The organism is Pseudomonadota bacterium, assembly GCA_010028905.1.
Lineage (GTDB): Bacteria > Vulcanimicrobiota > Xenobia > RGZZ01 > RGZZ01 > RGZZ01.
Map to the genome: position 1 here is coordinate 1 of RGZZ01000032.1, position 20850 is coordinate 20850.

Below are 20850 nucleotides of genomic sequence, written 5' to 3' on the forward strand. Positions count from 1 at the left end.
CTTCGTCGATGACTGGACGAAGATCGCGAAGCGTCGCTCCCTGGGGCTGAAAGCGCGGCAGAAGCTGGTGGCCCAGATCGCCATCGGCCTCGTGCTCGGCTTCTTCGCGGTGCACGTAAAGCCAGACGCGCCGGTATGGCTGCCCTGGCTGGGATGGGTCACCTCGCACGCCGTGCGCGTGGCGCTTGCCGTTCTCGTGGTCATGGCCACCTCGAACGCGGTGAACCTCACCGATGGCCTCGATGGGCTCGCGGCCGGCACCAACGTGTGCGCATTCCTCGCCTACGTGCCCGTCTGCCTTGCCGCGGGCGAGCCTTCGCTTGCCCTGGCATGCGTCGTCATGGTGGGCGCCCTGGCCGGCTTCCTCTGGTTCAACGCCTTCCCCGCCCGCGTCTTCATGGGCGACACCGGCTCGCTGGCCCTCGGCGCGGCCCTGGCCACGCTCGCGGTGCTGACCCATACCGAGTTCCTGCTGGTGCTCGTGGGCGGCGTATTCGTGATGGAAGCGTTCAGCGTCATCTTGCAGGTGGGCTACTTCAAGATGAGCGGCGGCAAGCGCATCTTCCGCATGGCGCCGATTCATCACCACTTCTGCAAGGGAGGGCTGCACGAGGTGCAGGTGACCACCCGCATGTGGGTGGCCAGCGCCGTGCTCGCGGCAGCAGCCCTCGGCCTCTGGTTCTGCCCCTGCTGAGCGCACGCGGGGACGTGACCCTCGAAGACCTCATTCTCACCGCCGACACGCGCGGCATCGCTCGGCTGCGGCCGCATCTGCCCACACGCTTCTGCGCCGAGGCAGGCACGACGCTCCACGCGGCGCGCGCGCGGGTGATGGTTGTGACGGGCTTCCACATCGAAGGCCGGTGCGAGACCGATGGTCCCCCGGGCGCGGTGGCCCTTGTGCGTGCGCTATGCGCGCTCGGCGGAGAGACGCTGGTGGTCACCGACGGCCACGCCGCCCAGGTGATGGCCGCCCTCATCGGCGTTTCGCCCTGCTCCCTGTCGTCGGTGCTCGACGGGGAAACCGCCACGGTGGTTGACTTTCCTCGTGTCGGCGCAGAAGAGAGCGCGTCGCTCTGCCACGCGCTGCTCGACGCCTGGCGCCCCACCTGCGTGGTGGCTGTGGAGCGCTGCGGCGCAACCGCCGACGGTAGCTACCGCACCATGCGCGGCGAAGACATCACCTCGGTGACCGCCCGTCTCGACTCCCTGTTTGGTTCCATCGTCTCCATCGGTGTCGGAGACGGCGGGAACGAGATCGGCATGGGAGAGTTGGCCGACGCGTCGCTCTCCGCCAGCGTCTCTGCGTGGCCGTGCCGGACGGCGGTCGATCATCCGATCATTGCGTCGGTCTCGAACTGGGGCGCCTGGGGACTGTGCGCAGCCCTTTCGATGGAGGCGGGACGCAACGTGCTCCCCGACGAAGAGACCGCCGCCCACGACCTCGCTGTGGTCGTCGCCCAGGGCGGCATCGATGGCATCACCCGTCGGGCCGAGCCCACGGTCGACGGTCGGTCGGTCGAGGAGAACATCGCCGTCCTGAGGTCTCTCCATGCGCTCGTCCAATCCCCTTCCCGACCCTGAGTCAGAACGCCTCGCGCAGGTCATCGCGGCCGTCGTCGACGAAACCCGCGCGCGCTATGGCGTGGCCGTCATCGATGTGGCCGTGGAAGCGCTCGGTGACGGGCGGCATCGCCTCGTGGGAGTGACGTTGCTCGAACGTCAGAAGAGCGCCCTGCTCGAACGCCTCGCCACATGCGCAAGCGCCCCTCTCGAAGATGCCATCGAGGCGCTCGACGACCCGCAGGTTGCTCCCCTCTCCTGGGCCGTGCCCGCCCGCGAGGCCGTCGACGTGCGGCGAGAACCTTCTGACGATGCCGATCTGAGCACCCAGATGGTCGACATGACGGAGAGCCGCCTGCTCTGGCGCGAGGGCGACTGGCGGCTGCTGCAGCTTCACGATCTGACGCTCGGCTGGGTTCACTGCGACGCGATTCGCGAAGTCACCCTGCCCCTCGACACACACCCGTGGCGCGATGTGAGACGAGCCGTGGCGGGAGCGGCCGTGATGGTCGAAGCGACCGTCGATCGCCTTCTTGAAGCGGGGCGGACGCGTGTCGGGCAGCCGTACCGCCTTGGAGGCGCGAGCCCCACGGGCATCGACTGCTCCGCCCTGGTGCAGCGGCTCTATGCCGAGGTGGCAGGCCTGCAGCTGCCCAAGTACACGGGCGATCAGCGACGCATGGGCATTCGGGTGTCGCGCTCGGCCGTGGAGCCCGGCGATCTGCTCTTCTTCAAGAGCCGGGAGCGCGGGTTCGGACACGTGGCCCTGGCCCTTGACGCGGGCGGCGCGACCCTGCTCCACGCTTCCCTGGGGAACGGTGACGTGAGAGTCGAGCCCTTCGAGGCGGTCTCCGCTGCCTATGCGTTTCTTGGTGCGCGACGCGTGGCGCGCTTCACCGATTCGGGAACGACGGGCGGTGGCCACGTCGTCGTCGAGGTCGCGCGCGAAGCACGCGCCCCCCTTGACCTGTCGAAGCCCGAGACCCTCCGTGGCTACAACGTTCACGTGGTCGGACTGGCCGGCGCCGAAGGGGCCGCCATCGCGCGCTTCCTCGTACACCATGGGGTCGCTGGCGTCACCGCGCACGACACCTCGACGCTCGACACGTTCGAGAAGAACGTGCGCCTGTCGCACGTGGGGCTGAACCCACGCGAGCGCGGCGAGCACGTGCGCGAGCTGCTCTCCTTGCCCATGCGCCGCTGTCTGGGTGCCGAGTATCTCGATGGCATTGAGCAGGCCGAGGTCGTGTTCGTGCCGCAAGGGTGGTTCCTGTACCCCTCGAACGACCGACTGCGCCCGCTGCGCGCTGAAGGAGGGCCGGTGTTCTCGCAGATGACCGAGCTCTACTTCCGTCTGGCTCCGTGCCCAGTCGCGGCTGTCACCGGCACCAACGGAAAATCGACCACCACCCGCCTGCTATCCGACCTCATGGGAGCCAGCAGCCGACCGCACCTGTTCGCGGGGAACGATCGGCGCAATGTGCAGGTGCTCGACCGCATCGAGACCTTCGACCCGCGTGGCGTGCTCGTGCTCGAGGTGAGCAACCGCCAGCTCATCGATCTATCGCCGCGCCCTCATGTGGGCGTCATCACCAACGTCACCCCTGACCACGTCGAGGAGCACGGCTCGTTCGAGGCCTACACCGCGGTGAAGCGCAAGATCGTGGCCGCGCAGCGCCCCGACGATATCGCGGTGCTCAACGCGGACGACCCGATCTCGTCGCGCTTCGACACGAAAGCCCGCGTTCTGCGCTTCAGCCTGCGCCCCATCGAGGGCGACGGGGCATTTGTCGACGCCCGTGGCGTGCTGCGCCTGCGGTTCGACGGTGCTGAAGACGTGCTGCTCGAGCGGCGTCAGCTGAAGGTGCGCGGCGACCACAACGTGGCCAACGTGCTGGCAGCATCACTCGCCGCACGCACCCTGGGGGTCGACAACGACACGATCCGAGCGGTGCTCGGGGCCTTCAAGGGCATCGCGCTTCGGCTGCAGCACATCGCCGACGTCGATGGCGTGGCGTACTACAACGACGTGAAGGCCACCACGCCCGAAGCCGCCCTGGCCGCGGTTGAGGCATTTCACGAGCCCCTGCACGTCATCGTGGGTGGAGGCGACAAGGGGCTCGACTATGGGCGGCTGGCCGAGGCCATCGTGGCGCGGGCGCGCCACCTCGTGGTGCTCGACAGTCCCGGCGGGGAGCGCGTGGCCTCGGCGGTGATGGCAGCGGGCAACGTAGCCCGGGTCTCTCGCGTTCGCGATCTCGAGGCTGCGGTGCGCGCGGCGCGTGAAGCATCGAACCCTGGCGATGCCGTGCTCCTCTCGCCGGCCTGCCCCGGGATGTTCAGCATGTTCATGGACGACGCCAAGGGCTTCAATGCGCTGGTGCGCGGGCAGGGCGGCGAGGCGTAGGGCACCGATCGCCATCGGCGCGACATCATATGGCGCACCTCTTGCCTAAGATGAGAGTGGGTCATCGCCGCGCGCGATGTGACGCCACCCAACCGGTACGCAAGGAGGTCTTGCATGAGAGCGCAAACCAGCGAGCGCATCGATACTGCCAGGTCGAGTCAGAGAAGCTGCCGTTGCACAGCGACGTTGCCACGCTGCTGCGCTTCGCTGCCAGCCATCCGGAACGCATCTCGAGCGCGCGACCTGCCCTCGAGCAGATCATGATCGATGCGCGCATCTCCTCGCTGCGCGTGAACCCACGCGAGCAGAGAGATCGCGCCACCACCCAGGCATTGCTGGCGCGAGGCTTTGTGGCCGTCGCGCCTGACGAGGCGACTCGATACACGCTGCCCGAAGGACTGTCTTCCCGACAAGACTGACACCCGCCGACTTGACAGTTGTATACTAATTGTATAGTATATGTATAGATGCTGGCAATCAAACGCCAGCGCAACATCGTATTCAGGAGGGCAGAGAAGTGTCGGTACAGACCATGGAACCAACCCAGACGTGGCCCGAGCTCGCCGTTGGGCTCTACGACAAGCTCACCAGCCGAGGTGCCGAGATCTTCTATGAGTTCGAGAACCTCGAGGTGTGGGTTCCGAGCACGACAGGCCCCGGCGCCACCCACGCCCACTGGAAGGTGAACGGCACGGTGAAGATCCGTACCCGTGACCGCGACAAGGCGTGAGCAACCCTCCCCTGTTTGAGATCGAAGGTGCGCTTCACCTCACGGTAGACGGTGCAGACGTTCAAGTTTGCGCCGAGGGCTCGGTGGTCACGGTCAGCGTACCCGATGCCCACGCCGCCCGAAAAGTGATGGCCGGTCTCCCGGCAGTGCCTTCTCCAAGTTTGTTGCAGGGCCTGAAGATGCTCTCGCGTCACGGGATGAAGGTTCGTCTCGTGGTCGCAGGCGCCCAGGTCGCGGAGCTCGGTGACGAAGATGGTCTGCTCCCCGCGGTGTTCGGGCTTCGTGGGGTGAAGGTCGACTTCTGGCGTGCATTCAAGACCATGGTTGAAGCGCGTCTCAGCTGAAGCCACCGCGGTTACCGCGGATGCGACGTGCTTGTGGTCGTTGCGCAGAAGCCTCGTCTGAACGTGTTCAGGCGAGGCTTTCCTGCGTCGTGCGAGCATCGCGGAGACCGACCGGAAGGGAAGCCCCCCCCGCATCAGAGAAACCGGCGTCCCACAGCCTCCGACTCGTTCGTCGAATCTCCGCCGTGCAGATTCCGGAGGCTCCATCCCAGCTTTCGGAGCGTGTTTCCCATGACCCATCCCTGCCCCGAGTGCGGCGCCGACGTCGAAGTGCCGAGCGACATCCTGGTCGACGAGATCATCGAATGCGACGAATGCGCCGTCGAGCTGCAGGTCACCGCGCTGACCCCCCTGAGCCTGGCGGTGTACGAAGAGGCCGAGAAGTGACCCTCGCCGCGGCTCCAGCCCAGGGCATCTGGCGCTGGGCCTCGGCCTACCGCGAGCCCGTCGATCTCGCGCATCGTCTCTCCCTTGGCGAAGGGGGCACGCCACTGGTTGCGCTGCCGGGTCTTGCGCGTGCGCTGGACGTCACCGTTCTCTGGGTGAAGCGTGACGACCTGTCGCCCGGCGGCTCGCACAAGTCGCGCAGCCTGGCCTATCGCGTCTCGCTGGCGCGGCAGCGCGGAGAGCGCACGCTGCTGCTGTCGTCGTCAGGCAACGCTGCGGTGGCGGCCAGCCTGTACTGCGCCGCGGCAGGCCTGCGCCTGCTGGCCTTCGTCTCCCCCGACACCCCCGCAGTGAAGCTCGCCGCACTGCATCGCCAGGGCACCCTGGTCATCCGCACCGAGAAGCCGCGAAACCTCGCGCGCTACGCCAGTCGCGTCTTCGGCATCGCCAACCTCACGCCATCCCTCGACGATCTCTCGATCGAAGGCTTCAAGTCGATCGGGCTCGAGCTGCACGAAGCCGCGCCCGAAGCCACCGACTTCTTCACCTTCGCCACCAGCGGAAGCAGCTTCATCGGCGCGGCTCGTGCCGCCGTCTCAAGCGGATGGCGCGCGCGACTCCACGTGGTGGGGGCGGGCGCCGCTGGAGCCCTGGCCGGCGCGCTCGACCCCCGATTCGACGCAACGCAGATGGCCCGCTCGACCCTGGCGGGCCTCCTCGGCATCGACGAGTCTCCCCGCGCCGACGACGCGCGCGCGTGCGCCGCAACAAGTGGCGGACGCGGCTGGGTGGTGACCGATGACGAGATCGCCCAGGCCCACGGTTGGCTGGGCGATGCCGGCATCGACACCTCAGGTGAAGGGGCAGCCTCCATCGCAGCGGTGGCGCGCGCGCGCCGTGAAGGTGTGCTCGATGCGTCTGCACGCGCGGTGGTGCTGCTGTGCGGGCACGCGACACAATGGCGGGGCGAGCCCCGCCCCATCGACGCCGCCGACGTGTCGTCGTATCTCGAGCTGCGCGGGCTGCTCGCCGAACGATGCGGTCTCTCTCCGCTGGAGCGAGAATGACGCCCCCCATCGCAGCCTTCCCCGGCACTGTCGCCTACGTCGGCGTCGACCCCAACTACGCCCTCGGCCCCGACGCCTGGCTCGAGCGCTACCGCGTGGCCTGCCGCCACGAAACCCCTGCCGCCAGGCTCATGGCCCAGCGGGGCGTCGAGGTCTTCTGTCTCGAGCATCACCTCGATGGTGAAGCCCTCCCGAGCCGGGCCACGACAGGACTCCTGCAGCACCCGCAGGTGACGCGGTGGCTCACGAACGGCGACGCACGCCCTGACCTGCTGGTATTCAAACCGAATGCCCAGGCCGAGCAAGCCGCCGCAGCCCAGGGCCTTCGCATCCTCGGAGCACCCGCCGCCATCGCGCGCCCCGCCGAGAACAAGGTGGCCTTCTTCCGCCTGCTCGAACGCCTCGACCTCCCCCACCCCGCGTGGCGCGAGATCGACCCGTCGTCTGAATCCTACGAGACAATCACCCGCGACCTCGGACCACGCGTGGTGGTGCAAGGCGCCCACGGCTTCTCCGGGAAGGGCACGTGGCCCGTCGTCGATGCCGCGGCCTATGCGCTAGCCGCAGCCGCCCTCGGACGGCGCAAAGCAAAGGCCAGCCGCATGATCGAAGGCTCTCCCATGACCTTGAACGCCTGCGTTCTGGGCCCTGGACGCGTTCGCGTGGGACCACTCTTCCATCAGGTGACGGGCGCGCCATCGTGCACGCCCTATCCGCTGGGGGCCTGCGGCAATGACTGGACCTCGGTACCGCCCCCCGCGGAGGTGCGCGCCGAAGCCGCCCGCATTGCGCGAAGCGTGGGAACGTCGCTCTCTGAGAAGGGCTTCCTCGGCATGTTCGGTCTCGACTTCGTGATCACCGAATCGGGGAGCGTCGTCACCATCGAGTGCAACCCGCGACTCGTGAGCAGCGTCTCGATGGCCACCACCCTCGAGCTCGAACGCGAAGACGTGCCGCTGCTCGCATCACACATGCTCGCCACCGCCGGCCACGACGTGCCGGACGCCCCCGACATCGAGCACGGCCTGCGCGGCTCCCAGCTCGTGCTGCACAACCTCAGCGGTGCGTCCGCGCGCGTCGACGGAGCCCTCGAAGCCGGCCGCTATCGCCTGCGCGGGAACATCCTCGACTTCATCGCTCCCGCGCTCAAGCCCACCGAGTGCGTCGACGCAGACGACTTCCTCGTGCTGCCGGCTGCCGCCGGCCACACGGTGCAGGCGGCGGGAGAGTGCGCGCGGGTGCAGATGCGAGGAGGCCTCCTGCAGTTCCCCGACGGGCTGGGGAAGGGTCTGGGCGAGTTGACCCCGCAGGCCCGCGCCGTGGCCGATGCCGTGCAATCGGCGCTCTGTCTCACCCCCGTAAGCGAGGACACTTACGCAGATGACGACTGAGCCTGTGCCCTCGAGCACACCAGACACCGCCCCCCGCAACGAGGCCGCGCGGTGGCGCGAGAAGATACGACGCGACGAGTGGACCCTGCCCACCCCTGGCCTGGCGGAAGGCCATGCCCAGGCCAACCTGCTCGTTCTCCCCAGCCTCCTGGCCGATGCATTCGAGCGGTTCTGTCGCGAGAACCCGCGACCTTGCCCCCTTCTCGAACGACTTCCCACGGGCTCTCCCCACCCCCGCCTGATGGCCCGAGACACCGACCTGCGCACCGACGTGCCGCGCTACTGGGTGTTCGAGAACGGGGAGAAGGTTGCCGAAGCCGGCGACGTGCGCAGATGGTGGTGTGAAGACCTCACGGCCTTCCTGCTCGGCTGCTCGTTCACATTCGAATGGGCCTTGCAGCAGGCGGGCCTGCGCTTGCTCCACGTGGAGCAGAACCGCAACGTGGCGATGTACCGCACCAGCCTGCGCCTCGCAACCGTTGAACCCTTCGGCGGCACCATGGTGGTGAGCATGCGATGGTTCGAGCCCGCCCAGGCTGCCCAGGCCGCCCGGATCAGCGCGAGGTTCCCGCGCATGCACGGCGCGCCGGTGCACATCGGTGACCCCGCCGCCATCGGCATCGACGACATCGGCCGCCCGGACTTTGGCGACCCTGTCGAAGCGCCGCCGGGCTTCGTTCCCGTATTCTGGCCCTGCGGGGTCACCTCACAGACCGCGGCGCTGACGGCCCGTCCGCAGATCGCCATCTGCCACGCACCCGGGCACATGCTGCTGCTCGATCGCACGCATCACGAATTCGAGGAGAACACCGCCATCTCAGGGGCCTGAAGCGAAATCCCCGCCGCGCGCAGAACCTCGTCGACGATGCGCGCCGCGGCGTCCGGATGCCCCGCACAGGCCGACGCGCGCGCCATGCGAGCGCGCTCTTCCGGCTGATCGACGAGCCGTTCCACGACCGCCGGAAGCGCGGCGCGAGCCTCCGCGTCGAGAATCACCTGGGCGCCGCCCACCTTCTCGAGGGCACGGGCATTCTCGATCTGATGCCCACCCGCATGAGGGTAGGGAATGAGAATGGCGGGCAGCCCCCGCACCGTGAGCTCGGCCATGGTGGTTGCGCCGGCACGCGCGATGACGAGATCGGCGGCAGCGTAGGCACTCGCCATGTCCGCCAGGAAATCACGCCCATCCCAAGTGAGGCGGGCGTCACCGCCCAATGCCTGTACGGCGGCCTGGCGCACCGTGTCGTGGTCGAGACGCCCGGTGAGGTGAAGCACGTGCCAGTCACGCCCCTTCCAGCCGGGCAGCGCCGCCACCACTGCTTCATTCACGCTGCGCGCCCCCTGGCTGGCCCCGGTGACGAGAAGGCAGAACCGGTCCGGCGCGATGCCCAGGCGCGCTCGCGCCTCTTCACGGGTGCGCGTGATGATCTCATCACGAACCGGGTTCCCGGTGTTCACCGCCTTGGCGCCGAACGCAGGGGCCGTGGCCTCGAAGCTCACGCACACCTTGCGCGCCCGCAGCGAAAGCGCTCGCGTGGCCTTTCCAGGCACCACGTTCTGCTCGAGCAGCACGGTTGGGGTGAACGTGGCCCACGCCGCAAGATTCACCGGAACGCTCACGTAGCCGCCGCTGCCCACCACCACCTGCGGGCGGAACTGGCGCACGTGACGCAGCGCGCTCACCATGCCGACGAGGTTCTCGACGATGGCACGCATCGCCTCGAGGGGCTTGCGGCTCAGGCCACGCGCGCGCACGAAGCGGATGTCGAAGCCGGCGGCAGGTACGACACTGGCCTCGACGCCGCGCTCGGTGCCGATGAACAGGATGCGCGCCTCCGGGCATCGGGCGCGGAGCTCCTGGGCCACGGCGATGGCCGGGAAGATGTGCCCCCCCGTTCCGCCACCGCTGATGATGACGCGGGGCGCGCTCATCGACGGGCCCTTCGGCGCAGGCGCGTGGCGGGCACGAGACCGTAGCCCATGTCCTGGAACTTGCGGGCCAGGCTCTCGGTCTCGGTGGGCGGTGCCGCGATCTCCTCGCTCTCCTCCCGTCGCTCCTTGCGACGTGACGACACGTTGACCAGCAGGCCGACCGCCCCCATGGTGATGAGCAGCGAGGTTCCGCCGTAGCTGATGAACGGCAGCGGGATGCCCGTCAACGGCAGGGCGGCCGAGACGACGCCGATGTTCAGGAACGCCTGGAAGGCGATGGTGAAGCTCAGGCCCGCGGCCAGCAGGGCCATGTAGTTGTCACGCGAGCGCACCGCCACGCGCAATCCACGATAGAGCAGCATCAAGAAGAGGAAGAGCACCGCCAGGGTGCCGATGAGACCGAGCTCCTCTCCCACGATGGCAAAGATGAAGTCGGTGTGCTGCTCGGGCAGGTAGAAGAACTTCTGCCGGCTCTCGCCCAGTCCGAGGCCCCACACGCCACCCGAGCCCAGACCGATGAGCGACTGCACGATCTGGTACCCTTTGTCACCCGGGTCTCCGAAGGGGTTGAGGAAGACCAGGATGCGCTCGCGCTTGTACTGGTCCTTGCAGATCTGGCCGATCACGGCCACGAGGCCGAGACTCACCATTCCCGCCAGATGCGAGAAGCGCGCGCCCGACATGAACAGCACGCCCATGAACGCAGCCGCGATGACGAGTGCCGTTCCGAGATCCGGCTCGAAGTTGACCAGGAGGACGATCACGCCGAAGATGATGCACAGCGGAATGATGCGGGTGAACTGCTGGATCTTGCTCCCCCGACGGGCGAGACAGTCGGCCAGGTAGAGAACGAGGGCGAACTTGGCGAACTCTGAGGGCTGGAAGCCGAACGGTCCGATGGCGATCCAGCGACGGGCGCCGTTCACAACGATGCCGACGTGCTTCTCGAGAACGAGGGCGAGACCCGCCACGGACGCGAGCACCAGCGGCAGAGACCAGCCGCGGAGCTTCTCGAGATCGATGCGCATGGCGACCGACATGACGAACACCGACACCAGGGCCCACACGGCCTGGCGCTTGAGGAAGAAGTACGGATCATAGCCGCACTCCGCCGTGCCCGCGGCCGTGACGCTGCTTGCCGAGAAGACCATCACGAGCCCGAGGGTGAGCAGGGTGAAGACGATGACGAGCAGCCAGTAGTCAGGCGGCTTGTTCGTCTTGTTCAAGGCTTCCCTCCGACCGTGGAATGGCTGCCGCGTGTGCGCGGCAAGACGAGGCCCCCCACGCTTCTCGACGGCGAGCGCGCTCGGGCTGTGAAACGAGCGGGCCGCCGTTCATGGGGGCTTGAAATTTCTGCAATACTTTCGTGAAATCCTGCTGGCCGAAGAAGTTCACACCCGTTTAACAAGCGTCCCGGTGAAGTCGTGCTATAATACGAAAAAGGTCACAGGGGAGGGTACGCCATGATCAAGGCCACCGGCGCAGCACCGCAGGTCCCCCTGGGAAGCGCGCGACCTGCGCAGCCGACGACCACTGAGACGCCAGGCGCGCCCGCAGGCGACCGCTTCTCGCCCTCGCCTGCCGTTCCTCGCCTCGAAGAGGTCGTGGCCCGCCTCCCCAAGGTCGATCTGCATCGGCATCTCGAGGGTTCGATCACTCCCGAGACGTTCCTGAGCCTGGCGGAGAAGCACCAGATCGCCCTCCCCTCGCACGATCTCGAGACCCTGCGACCTTACCTTCAGATCACGCCCACCGACAAGACGCTGCTCGACTTCCTGAAGAAGTTCGACACCATCGGCCTCGCCTTCAAGAACAAGGAGGCGTGTCGCGACGCCACCGAAGGCGTCATCCGCGACGCCGCCCGGGACAACGTGAAGTATCTCGAGCTGCGCTTCTCGCCCATATACATGGCCGCGCAGTACGGCCTTCCCCTCGAAGATGTGATGGACGGTGTCGTGGAAGGGGTGGCCAACGCCTCGGCCGAGACGGGCACCAAGGTCGGCCTCATCGTCATCGTCGAGCGCCAGATGGGCCCAGAGAAGGCAAAGGTCGCCGAGCAGCTGGCCGAGCGATACAAGGACCGCGGCGTCGTGGCCCTCGACCTTGCCAATGACGAGTTCCACTTCCCGCCCGGACCGTACGCCGAGGTCTTCCAGCAGGCGAAGGCCGCGGGCCTGAAGGTGACCGTTCACGCGGGAGAGGCCGGCGGAGCCGACAACGTGCGCACGGCCATCGAGGCGCTCGGCGCCGATCGCATCGGACACGGCGTCCGCGCCCAGGAAGACCCCCAGGTCGAGCAGCTCGTGCGCGATCTGCGCGTCCCCCTCGAGATGAACCCCACCTCGAACATGCAGACAGGCGCCGCCAGCGGGTGGGACACCTATCCGCTGCAGCGCTTCTACAAAGAGGGGATCCCGGTCACCATCAACACCGACGACCCGGCGGTCAGCGGCATCACCCTTTCACACGAGTACCAGACGGCAGTCGAGCAGTGCGGCCTCTCGGTGGAGGGACTCGAGACCGCAATCATGAACGCGGCCGACGCGGCGTTCCTCCCCGCCGACGAGAAGCGCGCGCTCTCTTCGCTGCTGCTGCGCGAGATCGCCGACGTCGAGGCGTGGCGACTGAGCGCACACTGAGCGCCCCCACAAGACGCCCGGCGCAGCGGGCCGCGGGTCAGTTCTTGCTGAGCGGAACCTTGCCGTCGTGGATGACCACCCGGGCTCCCGCGTTCACCCGCTCGAACAGGTCCTCCACATCGGCGATGCGCATGCGCAGACAGCCATGCGAGGCGCGAGAGCCCACGGTCCACTCCGCGTTGGTGCCGTGTATGCCCACGGCATTCGAGTCGAGGCCGATCCAGCGCGTGCCCAGGGGATTTCCCGGCCCCGGCGGCGTGACCTTGGCCTCGCGGGCCCAGAGCGAGCCCTTGGGGGGGATCCAGGTGGGGTTTCGCTCGAGGAATGTGATGCGGTACTTTCCCGTGGGCGTGGGATAGGCGGGCATTCCGCACGCAATGCGATACGTCTTGACCTTCTTGTCGTCATCGTAGAGGGTCAGGGTGAAGGTCGAGAGGTCGACATCGATGCGCGGCGACAGGCGAGCGACCGTGGCCAGGCCGAGCGCGCCATCGACGTCGAGGGCCGATCGCGCCTGGAAGTGCTGCAATGCCTTCTCGGTCTCATCGTCGAACACGCTCGTGAGATGACCCTTCTCGAGGTCGCCCTTCTGCGACAGGCGCTTCTGCAAGGTCTCCACATCCTTGCCGCGCGCCCCCCGCGTTGCGGGACGAATGCCGAACGTCTCGACCGTGTCGACCAGGAAGGACCAGTCCTTGCGGACCTTCCACCCCGCCTTGTCCTCGACCTCGAGCGCAATCTCGCGCGTGCCCTCAGGCAGGCCCTCGGCCTGGAAGCGCACCTCTCCCCCTGACGAAGGAAGGCTCAGTGCGTGCTCCTTGCCGTCGACCACGAGCACGGCGCGCTGGATGCCGGAACCGGTTTCAGTGACCCGCGCCCGCAGGGTCACCGTAGGGTCGAGCTTGATCACCGCGTCCGGCGCGGGATAGAGATCGCTTACAGCGGGGGGAGCCAGGTCGCACATCACAGTGCGCACGAGGGTGGCGCGGTTGCCCGCGAGATCGACGGCATCGATGCGGATCTTGTTGTCGTCGTCACCCATGTTGGCCGTGGCGGTGAACTGGCCGCTGGCGTCGGCCTCGACGGTGGGAACCTCGTACGCGTGTCCGGGCGCGGTGACGCGCAGGCGCAGACGCGCGTGCGGCTTGGTCCGCCCCGAGATCGCCGCCTTGCGGTCTTTCACGATGGCCCCCACAGCGGGCGCCTCGAGGGTGATGACCGGTGCGGTAGCGTCGACTGTGACGCTCCACTCGTGATCGACCCTGCGCAGCCCCAATACACCCCGAAGCTGGAGTGCCACCCGATGAGACCCGTTGGAGAGGCCGTCTGCGCGAGCCACGACCTCCCCCTGGTCGGCTCTGACCTCGGTGGCGACAGGCTTGCCGTCTACCAAGAGCACCGCGCTGGCCGCGCGCCCCTCGTAGTGCGCCGAGAGTGCGAGCTGCCGCTTGTTCGTGAACGTGCCGTCAGCCGGAGAGACCCCTTTGACGCGCAGCGCGCTCATGGCAAAGGCCGAAGCACCGCCGAGCGCGAGGCAGAGCGCCACAGCGACACCCTTGAGCAGGGAGACCCGGGGAGTGGGAGCGGTGTCCACGGTAAAGGCTCCTCGCGCAGCAGTTGACGACGTGGGGGGCTCACACATCTTCTGTAAGAATATTCAAAATCCTCTGAAAGCCCCGTCAATGCACGATTATTTCGGGCTCAACGGGAACCGTGGACAGCCATGTGAAACAAGGGTGACCCGGACGGGTCTTACCCTGCATCTCGAAGCACCCAGGAGAACGCCTCCCATGCAAAAGCCTCGCGTCCTGCTCAGCCTCCTTCTCGTCGTGAGCGCCCTCGTGAGCGTCATGCCCCCCGCCCCCGCCCAGCTGGTCACCGTCTCACGCGACTATCGCGTTGCGGCGGTCGACGCCACGCACCACCGTATCTTGGTGATGGCCACCGACTCCGACAAGGACGAGGGGAGCGTGCTGGTGACGCCGGAGACGAAGCTGTTCGTGCTCGGAAAGGAGCTCCCGAACTTCACCTGGCGGCTCCTGCGACGCGGGATGACGATCACCGTGAACGGGGGCTATACCTGGGACATGAAGGTGAAGGCCCGCCAGATCTACATCTGACCGCTCTCAGTGCATGGCACTGACGCGAACAGAAGGCCGGTCGCGCGCCGGCAGAGAAACGTGCAGGCCATGAAGACCGAACGGATACGCCTTCTATCTCTTGACGTCGTGCAGCTCGACCTGACACGCAACAAGGTGCGTCTGGCCTACGCCATCCGAACGCCCGTGGGAGACAACCACGGGGACGCCGAGATCACCCTCGACGCGCCTGCGGCCATGATCGACGCTGTGCTCGAAGCCGCGCGCGCCAAGGCAGCACTTCTCTCAGAGGTCTTCAGCGGTCGCAAGACCTCGTCTGACCACTACCAGATCGCAGACTATCGCGTCACCTGCGACCGCATCGCCCCCCTTGTCGCGCGCGTCGCCGCCGCTGCTGCCCGCCACGGCCTCACCCCGCTCTCCCCAGAGGAGCGAACAGCCCTCGAGACCGACGGGGTGCACCTCCTGCGCGCCGAGCTCGACCCCGAGGGGAAGGCTGATGACGCCCGTGCAGAGATCCTCCGCAGGAAGGCCGAGCTCTGCCTCGACGGCGCCGACCCTGCGGCGGCGCGCCTCCAGATCGAGCGCGCCTTGAAGCTGCGCCCCGACGATCCGGCGCTGCACCAGCTGGCCGAGCGGTGCGGCCCAGCAGCCTGATCCGTCAACGCCGGGCCAGGACCTTTCGGCGCATCGGCGAAGGACCGGCAGCCCATCGGAAGAGAACCATCCCGGCCGATGCAACCGCCCACCTGGGCGCACCGCCCGGTCGACATCACAAGGTCGATCACAGGGCACCGTAAGGAGCAGAGAGACACATGTGCGGGATCGCGGGAATGCTGTACGACCGTCGCAGACAGGTCGAGCTCGACTGGGCCGCGCTTTCGGCCGCGCTCGCCGCGCTGCGCGAGACACCGCTCGACGCCGCCGATCATCGGCCCTTCGACGCGATCATGGCACGGTTCGAGGCGCTATCCGCCGACCTGCGTGAGTTCTCCACCTTCGAAGCGCTGCGCGCCAACGCCGAGCGCCACACGCTCCTGGAACAGGCAGGGGCCGCCCTTGCGCAGTGGGAGCAGACCTCGCACATCGCAGTGCTCGAAGCCAGCGTGAACACAGAGCTGCTCGAGCGCTGGAACGCGGTCTGGCTGCGCGCGCGCGATCTCGCGTGGCAGATGGAGCGCGACGTGCTCGAGTCGCTGCGCCAGGTCGACGCCCTTCTCCCCCCTGCAACCAACGGCAGCAAAGCCGCTTTCGAAGCCTGGAAGCTGGCTGCCATCCTCGAGAACATCGGCCGGCTGGAGGTTCGCGGACGCGATTCGCTGGGGCTCTCGATCATGTGCACCTTCCCCACGCAGGCGTCCCTCCAGGCGTTCGAGAGCGAGCTCGAGGCACAGGGCCTGAAAGAGCGCTACCAGGCGCGAACGGCCGTGGCCGACTTCGTCGACTCCGCCATTGCCCTCGACGCCGCGCAGCCTTCTCCGAGCCTGGTGTTCACGTTCAAGGTTGCGCTCGAGGTGGGCGCGCTGGGCGACAACGTGGCGCATCTGACCCAGACCATCCGCGGCGACCTGGTATTCTGGCTCGCCTGTGGGGCGTCATCGACCGAGACGAACATGTTCTCGCACACCCGCTGGGCCTCGAACGGCATCATCAGCGAACCGAACTGCCACCCGGTCAACAACGAGACCCTCGGGGCAGAGACAGGGGCCGCACCATCAGAGAGCGCCCCCTCGCCGTGGATCATGGCGGCCCTGAACGGCGACGTCGACAACTACCAGGAGCTGCTCAAGGATCTCGCCCAGGAGACGGGGCGCGTGATCTCCCCGCGCATCACCACCGACACCAAGGTCATCCCGGTCGAGGTGGGGCAGCGTCTCGCAGAGAGCGGCGACATGCTCACCGCGTTCTGCCGCGCGGTCTCGAAGTTCGAGGGCTCGTTCGCCATCGCGCTGCACTCCACGTCCGACCCGCACCGCACCTGGCTGGCCCTGCGGGGCAGCGGTCAGGCCCTGTTCGTGGGTCTCGCCCGCCATGGCTATGTCTTCGCCTCAGAGCTCTACGGCGTGGTCGAGCAGACCGCGCGATTCATTCGAATGGACGGCACCACAGAGCGGATTCCCGGCGATCCCTCGAGTGCGGGGCAGATCTTCGTTCTCGATGCCCGCGCCATCGACGGTCTGTCCGGCATCGAGGCCTACGCCTTCGACGGCACACGCCTCGCGCTGACGCCCGAGACGGTGAGAACCGCAGAGATCACCACCCGTGACATCAACCGCGGCAGCCACGAGCACTTCCTGCTCAAGGAGATCTCCGAGTCGCCCGTATCCATCGAGAAGACGCTGCAAGGCAAGTTCTTCCTCGGCGACGCGACCGCGCGTTTGAACCTGGGAGAAGAGGTCTTCCCAGAAAAGGTGGCCGCGCGCATCCGCGACGGTTCAATCCGGCGCGTGGTGCTCATCGGACAAGGCACGGCGGCCATCGCCGGAAACGCCATCGCGTCGATGATGGAGCGAAGCCTCTCCGGCGCGGCGGTATCGGTGACGTCGGTGAAGGCCTCGGAGCTCAGCGGCTACGGCATGAACGCCGATATGCGCGACACGCTCATCGTCGCCATCTCGCAGAGCGGCACCACCACCGACACCAACCGCACCGTCGACATGGCGCGCACGCGCGGAGCGGCGGCCATCTGCATCGTGAACCGACGCAACTCCGACCTCGTGTACAAGGTCGACGGCGTGCTCTACACGAGCGACGGACGAGACATCGAGATGTCAGTGGCCTCAACCAAGGCGTTCTACAGCCAGGTGGTGGCAGGCTATCTCATCAGTCTCGAGCTCGCGCTGCTGCTCGGCACCCTCTCCGAGGCCCAGGTGCACGATGAGCTGGCCGAGCTGCAGCGTCTCCCGGACAAGATGCGACATGTGCTCGCAAATCAAGACCCCATCCGCGAGCTGGCCGAGCACTGGGCCACGAAGCGCCGTGACTGGGCGGTGGTGGGCAGCGGCTCGACCCGCGCTGCCGCCGAGGAGATCCGGATCAAGCTCTCGGAGCTGTGCTACAAATCCATCGCCACCGACTTCATCGAGGACAAGAAGCACATCGATCTGTCGAGCGAGCCGCTCACCCTGGTCTGCGCCGCGGGCCTTCCTCTCATGGCCCTGCGCGACGCCGTCAAGGAGGTCGCGATCTTCAAATCGCACAAATCGGTGCCCATCGTGGTGACCTCAGAGGGATTCGACGCCTTCGAGCCCTACGCCGCCGGCGTGATCTACGTGCCTCGCGCCTCGGAGAACGCCTCGGCCCTGCTCAACACCATCGTGGGGCATCTCTGGGGGTACCACTGCGCCCGCGCCATCGACCGCGGCGCGGCACAGCTGCGTCACGCCCGATCCGTGGTGGTGAACCTGCTCGCCTCGAACCAGCCTGAGACGCTGGGGGCCTTCGACAAGCTGCGCACCATTGCGCGCAACGTTCACGGCGACATGGCCAGAGGTCTGTACAACAGCTCGCTGTCTGTCGACACGGGGGCCATGCTCTCGACCCTGTTCAGCTTCATCCGCGGGCAGCGCTCGCTCGGTCAGTTCAGTGCCGAGTTCCAGGCGCAGGGAACGCCCGGACGGCTTCTCGAGGTTCTGGTGACCAACCTGACACAGGCCATCAACGAGCTGTCTCGCCCCATCGACGCCATCAAGCACCAGGCCAAGACCGTCACGGTGGGCATCTCGCGAACCGAGGAGTCGTACGAGGGCGTGCTCTTCGAGACGTTGCGCGCCTGCAACGCCACCATCGATTCCGTGCCCTACCGCGATCTGGTGATGCTGCGCGCCATCACGCCAGCCGTTCGCGCCGTGGCGGGCTGCACGACCTACGAGGTGCGCGGGTTGGGCACCCTCGGACAGCCGCTCCCCGAGAGCACGGTGCGCGCGCAGTCGAAGAAGGGCGTCTCCGGAGACCTCATCTCGCGCGCCGACAGCACGCACGCGCTTCACGGAACCAAGGAACAGGTGGTTCGCAACCGGGCCCTGTTCATCGGTCTGGGCCGCAAGGATCAGCGTCCGATTCTCATCGTTCCGCTGCTGCCGTCAGGACAGGTCGAGCGCCTGGTGCTGCTGCACCTCGAGTTCGCCGATCAGATGGGCCTCGATGAGAAGGCCGCCCTGCTGAGCGGCACGCAGCGCTACGAAGATCTGCGCAGCCAGATCACGGAGACCGATCTCGAGTGGACCGACGCCCTGCTCGAACCGCTTACCGTGGCACAGCTGGTGACGGCGCCGGTCGAGAAGCTGGCCGAGCACGTCATCAGCCACGCACTCACCCACGCGCGCCCCTGAGCCCCTGGCGTCAGCCCGGAGGCGCAGCCTCGGCAGAGGCCTCCTCGATGAGGCGGGCACGCAAGGCGAAGAGCCGCTCAGAAAGCCCCACCCAGTAGATGTCGGCGTTGACGAAGCGCTTGTGCTCCGCGCGCAGACACGACAGCTGCGAGAGCGCCCGCGCACGCACGGCCGAGAGAGGCGGGGCTTCATACACCCTGCGGCCCGCCTTGATGACCGGAACGAGCAGCGGTTCGATGCGAACTCCCCGAGACACCCTGCGCGGAGGATAGAGCCAGGTGGCATGCCGTGTGCGAACGGTGCCGCGCAGGCTGCTGAGGTCTTCATCGTCGAGGGCGATGATGTCTCCCGCGAAGAGCCCTTGTGCGTCGAAGGTGCGCCACACCTGCTTCACGCCCGGCGTTGTGGTCTTCTCCGGGTTCGATGACACCTTGATGCGAGGCACCATGCTGCCCTCGCTATCGGAAGCCGCCACCAGCTTGTAGACCCCCCCGAGGGCCGGGGCGCTGTGAGACGTGACGAGGCGAGTGCCCACTCCCCAGACATCGATGCGCGCCCCCTGGGCTCTGAGGTTGTGGATGATGTGCTCGTCGAGGTCGCTCGATGCAACGATCTTGATCTCGGGGAAGCCCGCCTCGTCGAGCAGTCTGCGCGCTTCCTTCGAGAGGTAGGCCAGGTCTCCAGAATCGATGCGGATGGAGCGCAGATGATGCCCGTCGGCCTCCATCTCGCGAGCGACCCGTATGGCATTGGGCACGCCGCTCGTGAGCGTGTCATAGGTGTCGACGAGCAGGGCTGTATCGTCGGGGTAGGCCTTGGCGTAGGCTCGGAAGGCCTCGATCTCGGAGTCGAACGCCATGATCCAGGAGTGGGCCTGGGTTCCCGACACGGGAATGCCGAACTGCTGACCAGCGCGCACGTTCGAGGTCGCGGCGCAGCCTCCCACGTACGCGGCGCGAGACGCGCTCATCGCACCGTCAACGCCCTGCGCGCGGCGAAGGCCGAACTCGAGCACCAGCCCCTCGTCACCGGCAGCATGGCATACACGTGCAGCCTTGGTGGCGATGAGGGTCTGGAAGTTCACGATGTTGAGCAGAGCGCTCTCGATCAGCTGCGCCTCGGGCATGGTGGCCGAGACCCGCATCAATGGCTCGCCCGGGAACACCACCGTCCCTTCCTCGACCGCACTCACGTCTCCCTTGAACCGGAAATCGCGCAGATAGGCGAGAAAGCCATCGTCAAAGCGGCCGAGCCCCCTGAGGTAGTCGATGTCAGCCTCGGTGAAGCGCAATGACGTGAGGTAGGCGAGTGCCTGTTCGAGCCCCGCAGCGACACAGAACCCTCCGTCTTCCGGAACCCGCCGGAAGTAGAGGTCGAAGACTGCGCGCTGATGGGAATGGCCACAGGAGACATAGCCGCCCATCATGGTGAGCTGATAGAAGTCGGTGAGCAGCGCAGATGTGTCGAGGTTCATGGGCCGATGGATTCACGCATCTGCTGACGCGCCCCTTCACATCACCTCGAACCGATGCGATCGGCCGTCTCGAGACAGTGCGTGAGCCTGGTGGAGGCACCTCCCACGCGAGTCGCCACACCATCGGCTCGCGAAGCGCCGCGCGCGGCATGTGAGTTTTTTTGAACTACGGGGAAGGATAAATGACGTGAATCGTCGTAAGGTAGCACCTCCGAATTAATCCTTTGGGATGAGTAGAAGATGAAAAAGCGTAAACCAATCAACATGGCCGCCGTGCGTTCCGCAATCGGAATGCGCGTGCGCGAAGCTCGTGAAGCCGCAGGCATGTCGCAGACAGTGCTGGCCGGACAGGTTGGATACACGGCAGCGAATCCTGTGAGCAAGCTCGAGCAGGGGCAGATGGCAGCGCTCGACGTGGCGCGCCTCGCTGCCATCGCCCGCGCCTGCGATGTCGAGCTCGAGTGGCTCGTGGAGCCCGCGGCGAAG

Annotated in this window: 18 protein-coding genes; 14 read left to right on the top strand and 4 right to left on the bottom strand. The window is 67.0% G+C overall.

Going from position 1 to position 20850, the window contains the following annotated elements:
* The 9 genes from mraY to EB084_04345 all read left to right on the top strand — a co-directional run.
* On the top strand, positions 1-694 hold a 694-nt coding region (gene mraY, locus EB084_04305; protein NDD27470.1), incomplete at its 5' end, for a phospho-N-acetylmuramoyl-pentapeptide-transferase.
* Complete coding sequence (locus tag EB084_04310; protein NDD27471.1) at positions 592-1584, top strand: DUF4392 domain-containing protein; 993 nt, start codon at positions 592-594, stop codon at positions 1582-1584. The genes mraY and EB084_04310, both read left to right, overlap by 103 nt.
* Positions 1553-3970: a UDP-N-acetylmuramoyl-L-alanine--D-glutamate ligase gene (murD, locus tag EB084_04315; GenBank protein NDD27472.1), complete on the top strand. Its 2418-nt coding sequence runs from the start codon at positions 1553-1555 to the stop codon at positions 3968-3970. The genes EB084_04310 and murD overlap by 32 nt, the downstream gene beginning before the upstream one ends.
* Positions 3971-4080: 110 nt before the next feature.
* Positions 4081-4389 carry a hypothetical protein gene (locus tag EB084_04320; GenBank protein NDD27473.1) on the top strand — a complete coding sequence of 103 codons (309 nt, stop codon included), beginning with the start codon at positions 4081-4083 and terminating at the stop codon, positions 4387-4389.
* A gap of 113 nt (positions 4390-4502) precedes the next feature.
* Complete coding sequence (locus EB084_04325; GenBank protein NDD27474.1) at positions 4503-4700, top strand: hypothetical protein; 198 nt, start codon at positions 4503-4505, stop codon at positions 4698-4700.
* Positions 4697-5044, top strand: a complete 348-nt coding sequence (locus EB084_04330; protein NDD27475.1) for a hypothetical protein — start codon at positions 4697-4699, stop codon at positions 5042-5044. Before EB084_04325 ends, EB084_04330 begins: the two co-directional genes overlap by 4 nt.
* Before the next feature lie 20 nt (positions 5045-5064).
* A complete protein-coding gene (locus EB084_04335; protein ID NDD27476.1) occupies positions 5065-6498 on the top strand; it encodes a PLP-dependent lyase/thiolase in 1434 nt (477 codons plus the stop codon).
* A complete protein-coding gene (locus tag EB084_04340) occupies positions 6390-7889 on the top strand; it encodes an ATP-grasp domain-containing protein (GenBank protein ID NDD27477.1) in 1500 nt (499 codons plus the stop codon). The genes EB084_04335 and EB084_04340 overlap by 109 nt, the downstream gene beginning before the upstream one ends.
* On the top strand, positions 7879-8718 hold the full coding sequence (locus EB084_04345) for a putative hydro-lyase (protein ID NDD27478.1): 840 nt from the start codon (positions 7879-7881) through the stop codon (positions 8716-8718). Before EB084_04340 ends, EB084_04345 begins: the two co-directional genes overlap by 11 nt.
* Here the strand turns inward: EB084_04345 and murG are convergent.
* Entirely contained in the window at positions 8679-9821 is a 1143-nt protein-coding gene (gene murG / locus EB084_04350) for an undecaprenyldiphospho-muramoylpentapeptide beta-N-acetylglucosaminyltransferase (GenBank protein ID NDD27479.1), read from the bottom strand. The two genes, EB084_04345 and murG, sit on opposite strands and share 40 nt — an antisense overlap.
* Positions 9818-11047 carry a putative lipid II flippase FtsW gene (ftsW, locus tag EB084_04355; protein ID NDD27480.1) on the bottom strand — a complete coding sequence of 410 codons (1230 nt, stop codon included), beginning with the start codon at positions 11045-11047 and terminating at the stop codon, positions 9818-9820. The genes murG and ftsW overlap by 4 nt, the downstream gene beginning before the upstream one ends.
* A gap of 237 nt (positions 11048-11284) precedes the next feature.
* Between ftsW and add the strand changes: the two genes are divergently transcribed.
* Positions 11285-12460, top strand: coding sequence for an adenosine deaminase (add, locus tag EB084_04360; protein NDD27481.1), 1176 nt, complete (start codon positions 11285-11287; stop codon positions 12458-12460).
* A 37-nt stretch (positions 12461-12497) separates the two neighbouring features.
* On the opposite strand, the gene EB084_04365 is transcribed toward add, so the two are convergent.
* A complete protein-coding gene (locus EB084_04365; GenBank protein ID NDD27482.1) occupies positions 12498-14102 on the bottom strand; it encodes a L,D-transpeptidase in 1605 nt (534 codons plus the stop codon).
* A 148-nt stretch (positions 14103-14250) separates the two neighbouring features.
* Here EB084_04365 and EB084_04370 point away from each other — a divergent pair, with 148 nt between their 5' ends.
* The 3 genes from EB084_04370 (at position 14251) to EB084_04380 (ending at position 18890) form a co-directional block, all read left to right on the top strand.
* A complete protein-coding gene (locus tag EB084_04370) occupies positions 14251-14580 on the top strand; it encodes a hypothetical protein (GenBank protein ID NDD27483.1) in 330 nt (109 codons plus the stop codon).
* A 69-nt stretch (positions 14581-14649) separates the two neighbouring features.
* On the top strand, positions 14650-15216 hold the full coding sequence (locus tag EB084_04375) for a hypothetical protein (GenBank protein NDD27484.1): 567 nt from the start codon (positions 14650-14652) through the stop codon (positions 15214-15216).
* Between the two features lie 158 nt (positions 15217-15374).
* A complete protein-coding gene (locus tag EB084_04380; protein NDD27485.1) occupies positions 15375-18890 on the top strand; it encodes an SIS domain-containing protein in 3516 nt (1171 codons plus the stop codon).
* Positions 18891-18900: 10 nt separating this feature from the next.
* Here EB084_04380 and EB084_04385 read toward each other — a convergent pair whose 3' ends face one another.
* Positions 18901-20364 (bottom strand): nicotinate phosphoribosyltransferase, encoded by a 1464-nt coding sequence (locus EB084_04385; protein ID NDD27486.1) that lies wholly within the window; start codon positions 20362-20364, stop codon positions 18901-18903.
* A gap of 264 nt (positions 20365-20628) precedes the next feature.
* Here EB084_04385 and EB084_04390 point away from each other — a divergent pair.
* On the top strand, positions 20629-20850 hold a 222-nt coding region (locus EB084_04390), incomplete at its 3' end, for an XRE family transcriptional regulator (protein NDD27487.1).